General features: G+C 67.3%; 13 protein-coding genes. 4 read left to right on the top strand and 9 right to left on the bottom strand.

What is annotated here, in order from left to right:
• Positions 1–32: 32 nt before the first annotated feature.
• The gene (locus ACFC3F_RS08360; protein WP_376128441.1) at positions 33–1,829 is read left to right on the top strand and encodes a DUF2207 domain-containing protein; all 1,797 of its coding nucleotides are present in this window, start codon (positions 33–35) and stop codon (positions 1,827–1,829) included.
• A gap of 5 nt (positions 1,830–1,834) precedes the next feature.
• Here the strand turns inward: ACFC3F_RS08360 and ACFC3F_RS08355 are convergent, their stop codons facing one another.
• Complete coding sequence (locus tag ACFC3F_RS08355; protein WP_376128439.1) at positions 1,835–3,352, bottom strand: DUF222 domain-containing protein; 1,518 nt, start codon at positions 3,350–3,352, stop codon at positions 1,835–1,837.
• Between the two features lie 531 nt (positions 3,353–3,883).
• On the opposite strand from ACFC3F_RS08355, the gene ACFC3F_RS08350 reads away from it, so the two are divergent.
• Both ACFC3F_RS08350 and ACFC3F_RS08345 read left to right on the top strand, forming a co-directional pair.
• Positions 3,884–4,144, top strand: coding sequence for a DUF2599 domain-containing protein (locus ACFC3F_RS08350; protein ID WP_376128437.1), 261 nt, complete (start codon positions 3,884–3,886; stop codon positions 4,142–4,144).
• Between the two features lie 40 nt (positions 4,145–4,184).
• Positions 4,185–4,586: a hypothetical protein gene (locus ACFC3F_RS08345; protein ID WP_376128435.1), complete on the top strand. Its 402-nt coding sequence runs from the start codon at positions 4,185–4,187 to the stop codon at positions 4,584–4,586.
• 429 nt (positions 4,587–5,015) lie between these two features.
• Here the strand turns inward: ACFC3F_RS08345 and ACFC3F_RS08340 are convergent, their stop codons facing one another.
• From ACFC3F_RS08340 to ACFC3F_RS08305, 8 genes are all read right to left on the bottom strand, one after another.
• On the bottom strand, positions 5,016–6,623 hold the full coding sequence (locus ACFC3F_RS08340; RefSeq protein ID WP_376128433.1) for an AMP-binding protein: 1,608 nt from the start codon (positions 6,621–6,623) through the stop codon (positions 5,016–5,018).
• 106 nt (positions 6,624–6,729) lie between these two features.
• Positions 6,730–7,476: a response regulator transcription factor gene (locus ACFC3F_RS08335; RefSeq protein WP_376128431.1), complete on the bottom strand. Its 747-nt coding sequence runs from the start codon at positions 7,474–7,476 to the stop codon at positions 6,730–6,732.
• Between the two features lie 29 nt (positions 7,477–7,505).
• Complete coding sequence (locus ACFC3F_RS08330; RefSeq protein ID WP_376128429.1) at positions 7,506–8,402, bottom strand: alpha/beta hydrolase; 897 nt, start codon at positions 8,400–8,402, stop codon at positions 7,506–7,508.
• A 218-nt stretch (positions 8,403–8,620) separates the two neighbouring features.
• Positions 8,621–9,688: an FUSC family protein gene (locus ACFC3F_RS08325; RefSeq protein ID WP_376128427.1), complete on the bottom strand. Its 1,068-nt coding sequence runs from the start codon at positions 9,686–9,688 to the stop codon at positions 8,621–8,623.
• A 45-nt stretch (positions 9,689–9,733) separates the two neighbouring features.
• The gene (locus ACFC3F_RS08320; RefSeq protein ID WP_376128425.1) at positions 9,734–10,111 is read right to left on the bottom strand and encodes a sensory rhodopsin transducer; all 378 of its coding nucleotides are present in this window, start codon (positions 10,109–10,111) and stop codon (positions 9,734–9,736) included.
• Positions 10,108–11,316, bottom strand: coding sequence for a D-arabinono-1,4-lactone oxidase (locus tag ACFC3F_RS08315; RefSeq protein WP_376128423.1), 1,209 nt, complete (start codon positions 11,314–11,316; stop codon positions 10,108–10,110). Before ACFC3F_RS08315 ends, ACFC3F_RS08320 begins: the two co-directional genes overlap by 4 nt.
• Positions 11,317–11,433: 117 nt before the next feature.
• On the bottom strand, positions 11,434–11,877 hold the full coding sequence (locus ACFC3F_RS08310; RefSeq protein ID WP_376128421.1) for a GNAT family N-acetyltransferase: 444 nt from the start codon (positions 11,875–11,877) through the stop codon (positions 11,434–11,436).
• Positions 11,878–11,979: 102 nt separating this feature from the next.
• Positions 11,980–12,150, bottom strand: coding sequence for a CsbD family protein (locus ACFC3F_RS08305; RefSeq protein WP_376128419.1), 171 nt, complete (start codon positions 12,148–12,150; stop codon positions 11,980–11,982).
• A 361-nt stretch (positions 12,151–12,511) separates the two neighbouring features.
• Between ACFC3F_RS08305 and ACFC3F_RS08300 the strand changes: the two genes are divergently transcribed.
• Complete coding sequence (locus tag ACFC3F_RS08300) at positions 12,512–13,273, top strand: SDR family NAD(P)-dependent oxidoreductase (protein WP_376128417.1); 762 nt, start codon at positions 12,512–12,514, stop codon at positions 13,271–13,273.
• Positions 13,274–13,380: the final 107 nt, after the last annotated feature.

Here is a 13,380-nt window from a genome sequence, read left to right as displayed (position 1 = left end):
TACGACCTGGCCGCGCACATAGGCTGTTCTGCATGACGCGCGCCGTCGGCACCCCCTCGCATCGGACCCGTCTCATCGTGTTCGCGATGATGGCGATTCTGCTGGCCACCTTCGCCCCGGCGACGGCCTCGGCGGCCGCGGACGTCGAAGACTTCACGTTCGAGAGCCTCGAGGTCGATTACGTCCTGTCACGCGCCGACGATGGCACGAGCCGTCTGCATGTGACCGAGACCTACGTCGCGGTGTTCCCCGAACACGATCAGAATCGCGGCATGCGTCGCACGATTCCCGACGAGTATCTCGGGAGTCCCCTGCGACCGCGTCTGATCTCGATCACCGACGGGGACGGCGCTGCGCGCGCCGAGGAGACCTCATCGGATGACGGATGGTTCTCGATGACTTCGCGCGCCCGCGACTACGTGCACGGTCGGCAGACCTACGTCTTCGCCTATGAGCTCGAGAACGTCACGCGGTTCTTCGCGGACACGCGCGCGGACGAGTTCTACTGGAACGTCAACGGCACGATGTGGGCCCAGCCGTTCGGGCGGGTCACGGCACGCCTGACCCTCGATCCTGCGCTCGCCGGTGCCGCGACGGGGGCGGCGTCGTGCTACGTCGGACGCCAGGGCTCGAGCGACACGTGCCGAATCGAGACGGATGCCGCCGCGGGCGGGATCGTCGCAACGGCGGGACCCCTGGATCCCCGCGAGACCATGACGATAGCGGTCGCGTTTGACGAGGGAACCTTCTCGGCGTTCGACGCCTCGTATCTCGCGTCGCCGTGGGGCTGGCTGCAGGGCATCGCAGGGCTCGGAGTGGTCGGCGCGCTGGTCGGTGCGGGAGTCGTGCGGGGTCGGCGACTGCGTGATGACCCGGGCCGGCCGACCATCATCGCCGAGTACACACCGCCGCCCGGCATCGATGCGCTCGAGAGCGCCGTGCTTCTGCACCGCACGTCGAAGGCGATTCCGGCCGAAGTGCTGGAACAGGCCGTCGTGGGCAGCATCCGGATCGTCGAGGGAGAATCGCGGCGGTTCACGGGGCGCGCCCCGCTCACCGCCGAACTCGTGGACCCGTCGCGCGCCGACGGCGACGGGCTCATGCTGCTGCACGGGCTCTTTCCCGACGGAAAGCCCGGCGACACGTTCGAGTTCGGGCGCTCCGACACGAGGTTCTCGACGGCGGCGCAGGGCATCATCGCTGCCGCGACGAAGCAGCTCACGGCCCGCGGACTGTGGCGACGGGTGTCGCCGTCGCGGTACTTCGCCGTGCTCGGTGCGATCGCGGCCACCGTGCTGGTGTTCGCTTTCGGCTTCGTCGCGCTCGACGGCGGCGTCGACGGTGCCGTGCCGATCACGCTCATGGTGGCGTCGGGCCTTGCTGTCCTGGTCACGGTCGTGCTCGTCTCGCGTAAGCCGCTCACGTCGGCGGGAGCCGAGGCGCGCGATCATCTTCGCGGGCTGCAGCAGTTCATCGAGTGGGCCGAAGCCGACCGGATCCGGATGCTGCAGTCGCCCGCCGGTGCCGAGCGCGTCGCCGTCGACACGCAGGATCCCCGTCAGATGCTGAAGCTGTACGAGACTCTGCTGCCGTACGCCGTCGTGTTCGGCCAGGAGAAGGAGTGGGCGCAGCAGCTCGCCGTGCTCTACGGCGACGGGCACTCGCCCGGCTGGTACGCCGGGACGAGCGGATTCAACGCGGCTTCCTTCTCGGCCGGCATCTCGACCCTCTCGGCGAGCACCGCGTCGTCGTCGTCGACCTCTGGGGGTTCGAGCGGCGGTGGCTCTGCCGGTGGGGGCGGCGGAGGAGGCGGCGGCGGGGGCGTGTGACGCGCTCATCCCGCCCGCTTTCGTCGTCGTCGTTCGAACTCGACGGCGGCCGAGCGCCGCACGGGTCGCCACAGCTGGAGCGGATCGATATGGCGGGGTGCCTTGACCTCGGGGATGCCGTCGACCATCCGCACCCGCCACCCGCTCGTCTCCAGGGTGCGATGGTGGTGCCAGCAGAGCAGGACCCCGAAGTCGACGTGGGTCGGACCACCTCGTGAGTGCTCGATGGTGTGATGCACTTCGCACCAGACGGCGGGGACGTGGCATCCGGGAATGATGCAGTTGCCGTCTCGCACGGTGATCGCGCGGCGCTGATGACCCGTGAACACACGCTGCGGTGATCCCAGCTCGATGATGCGGCCATCGTCGGAGAGGACGACGCGTTGGGTGCCGTGGGAGCACGCGATACGTCGGGCGACGGCGGCGGGAAGGTGCTGATCGGTGCCGTCGACGAACGCGACGCCATTCTCGGCTTCGAGCTCGGCGGCTGAGATCGTGACGAGCAGTGCCGGCGCCGCGCCGCCGATCGACGGGCTCTCGGTCGACCGTGCGGCGACCCCGAGGATCGCCGCGAGCGCATCGTGCTGCTTCTGCGCACGGGTGCGCGTATCGATTTCGGCGAACTCGTCGGGCTCGTGAGACTCGACGAATCGAGGACCCCCAACGAACTCGGTCGCCGTGCTCCCGATCGACTCGGTCGCCGTGCCCCCGGTCGTTGTGTCTTTGGCCGCTGTGCCCTCGGTCGTTGTGTGTTCGGTCGCTGCGCCCGCGACGCGGGGTGACATGTTCGCATCGAACAAGCGCTGCAGTTGCGCGGCGACGTCGGGCAGCAGACCGCCGGTGACGGGGATGAGGCCGTCGCGCACGCGCCCGAGCGTGAAGCCGCGCCGGCGGGCGGCGCGTTCGTATTCGGGCAGCACTCCGTCGGGATCGAGGACGAGTGCCCAGACCTGCGCTTGGCAGCGGAGGGTGTCCGCATCGCACGAGGGCTCGCCGGCAGCACCGACCGCGGCGCCCACGAGCTCTTCTTCGGCGGCCGCGAGCTCGGTCGGGTGACACCGTGTCGAGATCGGGCCGAGTGTGGTCGTGATGGCGGTCACGCTGTCGATCCCGATCTTTCCCTCTTCGAGCGCCGTGCGGAGCCGGGGGAACGCGGCGGGGATGTGTTCACCCGTCAAGCTCATCGACGGCGCGATGGGACGCGACGCGCGCAACCGCGCACGAGCCGTCGCCGTCGACACGCCCGTGAGCCGCGTGAGTGCCTCGGTCGCGGAAGTGCAGCCGAGCGCGTGCACCAATCGGGTGCCATCGGGCGTCGTGCGCCGTTCCATCTCGGCGGCGCCGATCACGCGTGCCGCATCGACCCGGCGTCCGATCGATTCGACGAGACGAGTGAACACGAGGAATTGGTCGTTCGACATCGCGCGCTGGCCCGCCTCGGTCAGCGTGGGGGACAGCACTTCGGCGAGCGCCTGCGCGAGCCCGTCGAGGGTCTCGAGTGCGGCATCCACCTGTGTTGTCATACCCTCAATTGTGGTGAGGGGTTCCGACATCGGAGTCGGAAGAGACCAGATCAGCCCTGAAAACTGTGGATAACTCCCGACCTCGTCAATCGGTGGAGGAACGGATGCCGCAGGCCCCTCGAAGGGCACGAGTAAGGGCCGGTCGGAGAGGCTCCCGACCGGCCCTTGTCCCTTGCACCAAGAGTGTCCTGCAATCACATGTCGGCAGCTGCCACAGCAAACAACTGCCGCCATCACTCTATAACGACGAGGTAACGAAAGGGAAGGCCCGCCGTTATCTTTTCGTGATCGTCCGTGTCCATGTCGTGTCTCACTCCAGTTGTCCGATTTTCACGGACCTGTCGAGTCGTCTCATTCCAGTTGTCAGATTCTCACTCCAGTTGTCCGGTGCTCGGCGCGCCGCGTAGTGCTGCTCCGAGGCCCAGGGTTCTTCCCGGCATCGCGGGCAAGACAGATGAAGCCGCGCCGCGCAGCCGTGTCATCCGCGGGTGGCGGTCCGGGGCCGATACACTCGCGATTGGATGAGTCGCGTTGCGCTCCTCCGCTCGCGACTTCGGCGGGATCGGTGCTTGGGCCGCCGGTCAGGCAATTCTGAAAGGCGCAGGCTGGGATGAGTTGCGCGGCAAGATTCCGGCCGTGAACAACAAGGCGACCTATCGCCAGCAGTACGACTGCCACGTGCTCGGTGCTTACACGCCATGGACCGGGGGGAGTTCCTGGGACCTGGAAGGCTGGCGGTCAAGTAACCCGAACTGGCTGAACAACGTGGCGAACCACAAGTGCAACTGGTGATCTGATGACGCAAGCTAGAACGCGGAGAACGAATAGGCGCATGGTCATCGCGCTCGTTCTCGCGGTCGCGCTCGTCCTCACCGTTCTCGTTGGCTTGGGGGTGTGGGTTGTCAAACGAGACTCCCGCCAGGATCTCAGCATTGCCGAGATCCTGGCGTCAGCGTCTCAGAACGGCGGCTACGCTTCGGAAGCGCTTCAAGGCATACAGGACGAAACCGTCGAGCTCTGCGCAGAAGTCAACGGATGCATCGAAGGGTACGAGTCGCCGACCGTCCAGCTCCTACGATTCAGCTCCAAGGAGAGCGCGGCAGTATTTGCGTCCTCGTCATCTGACGTACATCAGTCTGACTGGATCGTCATCGTGTACGTCAATAATTCGTTGACTGATAAGGGGCGGACCGAACTGGAGACATTAGTCGACGAGATGTGGACATCGGGGTAGCGGCTACAGGACCGGGACCCGCCGTCAGACGCAAGAACGATTCTGGTTGGTGAGGCCCACGTTGATCACCGGAAATCCTTCTTGCTGACGCCAAGACCAACACCCACACAGCGCGTACCTCGCGTTGAGTTCCTACGGTTCCCGCGCCAATGCCTCGATCATCCCTCGGGAGACACGGGGCGTGTCTGGGTGGGGCGATTCAGCCGATTCATGGCACGTCCGGTGAGACACGCGGGCACCGAGCCTTGTAGACACACCGTGAAATACCCAGGTCAGCCCCTCCCAGGATCTGACAACTCTCGTGAGATCCGACAGTCCATCGTCAAAGTTTTCGTCCGCTGCTCGGAGACTCGGACGAGACTGGCCGACTCGTCGGAGAGATCGTCGAGCAGATTGGGGTACGGCGCCGTCGCGGGGACGTCGCCGTAGTCAGCCCGCATTGCGCAACTCGAACTTCTGCACCTTTCCGGTCGCCGTGCGGGGCAGTTCCTCGACGATCCTCACAGCATCCGGGACCTTGAAGCCGGCAAGCCGACCGCGAACGTGGTCGAGGAGCTCACCCACCTGCACCGACAGGCCGGGCCTTGCCACGACGTACGCGAGCGGACGCTCCCCCCAGCGCTCGTGGGGAATGCCGATGACGGCGACGTCGAGCACGGCCGGGAATGAGAGGATCGCGTTCTCCACCTCGATGGTGGAGATGTTCTCTCCGCCCGAGATGATGATGTCCTTCGCGCGGTCCTTCAGCTCGACGTAGCCGTCGGGGTGCATGACGCCGAGGTCACCGCTGTGGAACCACCCTCCCGCGAATGCCGCCGCGGTCGCGTCGTCGTCGTGGAAGTAGCCCAGCATGACATTGTTGCCGCGCAGCACGATTTCGCCGACGGTGACCCCGTCACGGGGGACATCGTTCATGTCCTCGTCGACGATGCGTGGGGCATCGGCCTGGATCATCGCCACGCCCTGCCGGGCCACGCGGTCGGCGCGGTCGGCGGCGGGCAGCTCGTCCCACGCCGGCTGGTGCTCGTTGATGGTGAACGGTCCATAGACCTCGGTGAGCCCGTAGACGTGCACGACGTCGAAGTTCAGCCGTTCGAGCAGCTCGATGATCGTGGGGGAGGGGGCGGAGCCCGCGGTCGTGATGCGGACTCGCCGGTCGAGGGGATGCGCCTGGTCGGCGTTGGCGATCGTGGAGCACACCGTCGGCGACCCGCACAGGTTGGTCACGGCGTGCTCGTCGATGGCATCCCAGACCGCCTGGGGGCGTACGGCGCGTAGGCAGACGTGGGTGGCGGCGGCGGCGGTGACCGCCCACGGCGTGCACCATCCGTTGCAGTGGAACATCGGAAGCGTCCACAGGTAGGTGCTGTCTCGGCCGAAGCCGTTGTGGATCAGCTCGCCCAGAGCGTTCAAGTATGCGCCGCGGTGGGAGTACATCACGCCCTTGGGGCGCCCTGTCGTGCCGGAGGTGTAGTTGATGGAAATGGTCTCCAGCTCGTCGCAGACCTCCCATGACAGCGACTCGGGGTCGCCGTGGGTGGCGCTGTCGACGAACGCCGTGAAGCTCGTCGCACCCTCGGGGACGAGCGCTCCGAACTCCGGATCGGCGATCGAGATGATCTCCGGCGGCGCAGTGAGCGCTTCGGCCGCCGCTTCCGCCGTCGCCAGCAGTTCGGCGTCGACGAACAAGAGCTTGGCTCCCGAGTGCTCCAGGATGTACCCGATCTCCGCAGCTGACAGGCGGGAGTTGAGTGTGACGAGCACACCGCGCGCCAGCGGGACGGCGAAGTGCGCGATGAGTGTCTCGGGGATGTTCGGTGCCAGGAACGCCACACGGTCGCCGGGATGGATCCTCGCGCGGATGGCCGTTGCCAGAGACTCGGCGTCCGCACGGAACGCGGCGTAGTCCCAGCGCCGGGCGCCGTACACAATCGCCTCCTTGGTCGGGAACACCTCCGCCGAGCGCCGCAGGAATGACAGCGGGGTCAGCGGTGTGTAGTTGACGGCTGCGGAGGTTTCCGTGGTGTGTGCGGACATCGTCGTCGTCCTCATCATCGTGATCGAGCAGGCTGCATCCGAGGTTCACGCGTGCGCCCGACATTCGCAAGCAAACCCGTACTTTGGTAGGTGCTCCTGCGGTCGGTCAGGGGATGAGGCCCGCTGCTTTCGCGGACAGCACTGCCTGGAGCCGAGACCGGGCCCCCACCTTGCGCATCACCGACGACACGTGGCCTTTCACCGTGGTCTCCCGCAGATTGAGCCGCTGCGCGATCTCGGCGTTGCGCATGCCCGTCGCCACCAACGCGATGACATCCAGCTCGCGCACGGTCAGGTGAGGGTCAACGGAAGGGAGAACGTTCTGGTGTGCCGGGGACTCGCCGTCGGCGTCGCCGCGGTCCCGCTGCTGCGCGACGAGCTGCGCGACGCGATGATCGACCTCGTCCCGCACGGAGATCTCCCAACTCATCCGCTGCGCCGCAGCGACCAGGACGTCCAGTGCCTTGGCGCCGATCTGCGTGGGGATGCGGAAGCCGCCGTACAAGATCGCCCGCACGCGCGAGCAGACGACGACGGGCGCCGACGCGAGAGTCACGATGTGTTCGGCCGCGACCTCGCGCTCGTAGCGGTGGGTGATCGATCTCGCCTGTCGGTAGTCTGTGGTGTACCTCAGCGACCGGGTCGCCATGACCTTGCCGCCCAGGCCCTCACCGGCCTGGATCCCCAGGCCGTGGATGCTCCGCCCGATCGTGTTCGAGTAAGCGCTCAGTGGCGCGAACTGGGAGTCGACGAGGCCGCCGAAGCCGAGCTCGAACCCGCCCCGCGCGGTCGTCCAGTCGACGGCATCCGCCATCAGCTGAGCATCACGCGACTGCGTCGTCACCTCCCGCATGCAAGCGAGAGTAGCCGATGCGACCCGGCTCACTGGTTCTCGAAGAGGGCGACGCGCAGTTCTTGGCATAGTTCGCCGAGGGCCTGCGGAACGGCCTTGCTGATACGGGGGAACGCCATGAACCCGTGAGGCATGCCGACATAGGTCGTCGTGCGGACGGGGACCCCGGCCTTCCGGAGGGCGGCGGCGTACCGTAAGCCGTCGTCCCTGAGCGGGTCGTGCTCCGCGACCTGGATCAAGGCCGGCGGCAGATCAGCGAAGTCCGCGGCCAACAGGGGGGATGCGTACGGGTCCCGCGGGTCCTGGTCGGCCATGTAGTGACCCCGGAAGGCAAGGAGGTCCGCCTTCGTGAGGATCGGGGCGTCCGCGTTCTCGTCGATCGACGGACTTGCGAGCGTCAGATCCGTCACCGGGTAGATCAGCCCCTGCAACGCGATGGACGGACCAGACCGGTCGCGTGCCATCAGCGCTACGACGGCGGCCAGGTTTCCGCCGGCGCTGTCCCCGACGACTGCGAGGCGGGAGGCGTCCACGCCCAGTTCAGACCCCCGGCCGACGAGGTCGACGATGGCGTGATACGAGTCGTCGGCAGCGGCCGGCCAACGCGCTCCAGGCGCGAGTCGGTAGTCGAGCGAGGCCACCACGGCTTGCACGCCACTGGCGATGCTGCTCCCGAGCCAGTCGTAGGTGTCGAGAGACCCGGATGTCCACCCGCCCCCGTGGATGAGCACGACGAGCGGGGGAGTGCCCTGAAGACTGGTCGGGCGGTAGACGCGCACCGCGATCGGACCGTCGCCGCCCGCCGCGGTCGTGTCTCGGACCGAGACGCCCTTGACCAGACCGCCCAGCAGCAGGTCCGTGAGGGGGTTATGGCCGATCACCCGGCGCTGGTCTGCGAGGATCTGCTCCTCGGAGCGCCTCGTCACTGAGGTCCTTCTGAGCAGGCGGCCCAACATCTTCGTTCGCCGATCGAGTGCGACCATGACTTCTCCTCGCCTTTTGGCAATCGATCGTAGAGCCCTGGGCTACCCGAGACGATCAGACGGTACGAAAGAACTACAACGGCCGATTCATGCCCGCGGAAGGCGTTCGTCCGGGTCGTGGGATCTTCGTCGAGCCGAGGCCGACGAGCAGGTGCGCGTCTTCAGGTCGCGGGGTCATCGCGCCGTCCATCGCGGCCACTGGCGACAGCGACGGATTCGCGGTGCGTCATTCCGGTCATCCGCATGAGGTCGACGAGCGCCGAACGTGCCGAGACCAGCAGCACCCGCACCGCCGTCGTCGTGTCGTCGCGCAGCTGGGCGGTGATGGCACGGCCGACGTCCCGCAGTTCGCTCCGCAGCGCCAACGTCGCCTGCGGGTCGGCCGCCGCCGTCGCCCACTGGCCGACACCCCGGACGACCCGGGCGAGTGCGGCCACACGGATCGCAGCATCCGTCGCGTCCTCGTCGTTGCGATGAACGGCACGCGCTGCTCGCGCGAGGGAGACCAGCGCCGAGGTCAGTGCGAACCACTCGTCGCGCACCCGCACGGCGCGGACACGAAGATGCGCGCTCTTCCGCCCGCGCCTGCCCAAGCGAACGCTCTCGCGCGATGCTCTCACCGCGTCGTCGAGTTCGGCCACCGCTCCTGTCGCTTTGAAGACCTCCGCGACGAGCGCGTCGAGATCGGCGCCGGGTCTGCTCAGCCCCGCCGAAACTCTCTCGAGCGTGTCGGCGAGCTCATCCGTGGCGGCTGACACGGTGCTCACCAGCAGCCGGTCGCCGCGGAAGGCCGCGACCACGGCGATGAGGAGCGCGACCGCTCCGCCCACCAGCGCGTCCGCGATGCGCAGGAACGGGGGCGCCTGGGCGATCGGCGTGAGCACCAGGGTCACAACGGCTGCGACCGCGGCCTGGTTCGTGAAGAGCGCCGTGGCGCGCACGGCGACGGCTGCACCCATCGCCACCGCGACCGTGACCCCGAGCAGGACCGCGACGGGAAGATCGAGCAGAGCCACGAGCTCGCCGGCGATCACTCCCACCAAGACACCGCCGAGGACCTCGAGTGAGCGCTGCACCCGCTGCCCGCCGCTGAGACCGACGCAGATGACGGCGGCGATCGGCGCGAAGAAGGCGTTCTCGGTGCCGAAGAGCGCCGACGCAAGGGCATAGGCGAGCGCCGCGGCGACGGCGGCCGCGATGACCGACCCGCCGTGACGACGGACGCGCACGACCACCCCAGCCAGTCCCGGTCCTCGTCGATTCACGGCGAAACTTCACCCGTCGTGCGGGAATCCGAGGGTGGTGGTGCTGGCCAATGCGGCCTGCCTCGTATCGAACCTCGTCAGCTGAGCGACGATCGGGCGGTCGCTCGAGACGACGAGCCCATACGGCACACCGAGGGGAATCGCGTGCGGGTCGATCAGATCATTGATCCGCACATGGCACACGCGTCGTGCCGCCACGGTGAGGCGGTACGGTCCCGACGGCCCGTCGTCCTCGAAGTAGACCGTCGCCTCGATGCTCGCATCGACGCCGCCGGTGTTGAGGAGGCAGAGCTCGTCTCGGCTCGTGAACTCGGGCTCCGATCCGGTCGAGCCCACGGGCATGTAACCGCCGGAGAAGACCCAGGTGCGAGATCCGAGGGCATTCATGCGTCCTCCTCGAACAGCGTGCGCAGATAATCGTTCATGAAGACTCCGTCGGGGTCGAGCCGGCGTCGGATGCGTTGGAATTCGTCCCACTCCGGATACATGCGACGCAGATCGCTCGCCGTGCGCGTGTGCTTCTTGCCCCAGTGCGGTCGACCGCCGAAGTCGAGGAACATCGGCTCCATGTCGGAGAAGTAGTCGTCGTGGTCGAGCACGGAATTCTGCAGGAGCGCGATGGTCACGGTCGGCCCCGTGTTGCAATTGCTCAACATGGCGTCGTCCCCGGCAACCGTGCGCACGAGCACCCGCCAGCCGACGTGCTGCCGGTGACGCTCGATGACTCGCTGCCGCACAGCGCGGAAGACCTCCATGCCGCGCTCCAGCGGAAACATGTACTCCATCTCGTCGAACCGCAGTTCACGTCGGTTGGTGATGATGCGGTGACTCGGGCCGATCTCGTTCGCCTTGCGCTCGCGCATCGGCACGTCGATGAGATCGAGGTGACCCGGCAGGTCCATGAACCGCAGCTTGACCTCGTCGCGTCGCGGATACCAGTAGAAGTCCATGTGCCGGCTCGTCCTGGTGAGCTGATCGAACTCGTCGATCGCCCAGTCCGTGCCGGCGATGACGTTGCGCCGATGCAGGTCATACGCGTGGAGCACCCGCAACGTGAGCGACGTGAACATGCCGAGCGACCCGAGGGAGACCTGCGCCGCTCGAGTCATCGCGTCGGTCCCGTCGGTGCCGGCCTCGACGCCGAAGGGCACGAGGTCGCCGGTCCCGGTCACGAGGCGGCCGCCGACGACGGTCGAAGAGACGTTTCCGAGTCCCAGGCCCGTCCCATGCGTTCCCGTCCCGACCGCGCCGGCGATCGTCTGGTACGCGACGTCGCCGAGGTTCTCCATGGCCATCCCGACGTCCTCGAGCAGGCCCCCGAGGTCCTCGAGGGTTGTGCCCGCCCCCACCGACGCGGTCATCGCCGTGACGTCATGGGAGTCGAGCCCGGTGAAGCGACCGAAGTCGACCAGCGTGTCACGCGTCTGGACGAGCGGAGTCGACGAGTGCCCGGACCCCACCGGACGAACGCAGAGCCGGCGTGCGCGCGCATCGGCGACGAGACGCCGGAGGTGCTTCTCGCCTTTCGGTCGTGCTCGTCTCTCGTAGGCGAATTCGACGCTCTCCGACCAATTGCGGAATCGCTCAGCCATGGGCCTCCTCATCTCCACACTGCACCGACGGCGCGGCCGCAGCACCGGGTTGACAAGGGGACATCATCTTCGAACGAGGAACGGTCAGGTTCCCGAGCCGGTGCGGCCGCGTCGGGGTCAGACGTCGAGTTCGCCCACGATCTCGCCGAACAGTTCACCCGTCTTGCGGAATCCGAGGCGAAGGTAGAACTGCTCCGGCCCGTCGGGCCCCGGCTCCCACAAGACGGTGATCTTCTCGATGCCCCGCCGACGTGCTTCGGAGGCCACCTGCTCGACGGCGAATCGGCCGATGCCCCGGCGCTTCGCCTCGTCAGCGACGTTGAGGCGCCACACTCCCGCGCGGAACGCCTCGATTTCGTGGTTCGGATCCCAATTGGCCATGACGAACCCGACGATGTCGTCGTTGTCGGCGATGAGTCGCGGCCACGCGGTGGGCGTGACGTACGCCTCGGCGATCGAGTAGACGACGGGGGCGACATTCGCCTTCTCGCCGACTGCCGGAGGGATGCGGAGTGCGGCGGCCAGGTTCTCAGCGCTGAGTTCGATGAGCTCGAGGTTCATGACGGCACGGTAGCGCCGGCATCCGACATGCGAATCGTGCAGGATCTCGCCGGGAACACGGAAGGTCGGGACGATGCGTCCCGACCTTCCGTCTGCGGCGGCTTACTTGAAGGCGTCCTTGACGTCTTCGCCGGCCTTCTTCAGGCCCGCCTTCGCCTGATCCATGTGGCCTTCGGCCTCGAGGCCCTTGTCGTCGGTGGCCTTGCCGACGCCTTCCTTGGCCTTGCCCTTCATGTCTTCAGCCGCATTCGAGATCTTGTCGTCCAGACCCATGGTGTCTCCTTCGTCTCGGACAGCGCGGGGATCTCCTCGCGTGTGGATCCATCGCACACCGTCAGCGCAAAGGCGTCCAAGGGGTTGACGCTCCCACCTCCGTGTGCAAAGTTCGCGGCCCCTTTCTCCCGCGAGACCGCATCGGGCCTCCCGCGAGACCGCATCGGGCCGCCGAAACCGTGGGTATTACCCGCAGTCTCGGCCTCCCGACGCAGTCTCGGCGTCATGGGGTCGTGCGGTGGGCGGGAGTGATACGGGTGGGCGGGAGTGTAGTCCGGCCCGTCGTGAAGGGCGAGTGCCTGTCCCGCGGCATCCGCGGTGCCTAGCCTGGCAGCATCCATCGCACGAAGGGAGATCTGTCATGGCACGGTTCGAGAACAAGGTGGCCCTCGTCACGGGGTCGGGTTCGGGTATCGGCAGAGCGGTCGTCGATCTGCTGCTCGCCGACGGAGCCCGGGTCGTCGGCGCCGACCTCAAGCCGGGCGATGAGGCCGAGAACTACGTTCCGGCGGTGTGCGACGTGACGAAGGAAGCCGATGTCGAAGCAGCGGTGGCGACGGCCATCGACCGATTCGGTCGTCTCGACGCCGCCTTCAACGTGGCCGGGGCGTCGCGCGCGGGAATGATCGTCGACCAGTCCGAGGAGGACTGGGACTTCACCGTCGACCTCGTCCTCAAGGGAGTGTTCCTCTCGGTCAAGCACGAAGCCCGGGCGATGACCGACGGCGGTGCGATCGTCAACGTCGCGAGCCTCAACGCGCACGTGCCGATGTGGTTCGGTGCGGCGTACGCATCCGGCAAGGCGGGAGCCGAGATGCTGACGAAGTCGGCGGCGCTCGAGCTCGGTGGACGAGGCATCCGTGTCAACGCGGTGCTTCCCGGGCTCGTCGAGACTCCGCTCACGAACTCGATGACCGAGAACCCCGCCCTGATGGAGGACTTCCGCAACAGCATCGTGCTCACCCGCGCCGCCGACCCGGTCGAGATCGCGAAGCCCATGCTCTTCCTCGCGAGCGACGATGCGTCGTACATCACGGGCACTTCGCTCGTCGTCGACGGTGGGTGGGAGATCACCGGCTACCCGAACCTCGCGAAGCACATGGGGTCCGCGCCCGGGGAATGACCCTCGCGCGTGACCCCGGCGAGGTCCATCTCCTTGTTCCTGGCCCAGGCGACCTTCGTCGACGTGGTGGCGGCGTCGTAGGCGACGGTGGTGCCCGTGGGGGCCAG

The organism is Microbacterium sp. NPDC055910, from assembly GCF_042271185.1.
In the GTDB taxonomy this organism is placed as follows: domain Bacteria; phylum Actinomycetota; class Actinomycetes; order Actinomycetales; family Microbacteriaceae; genus Microbacterium.
The sequence above is the reverse complement of the archived record's forward strand: the minus strand, read 5'-3'. Positions and strand labels throughout refer to the sequence as shown.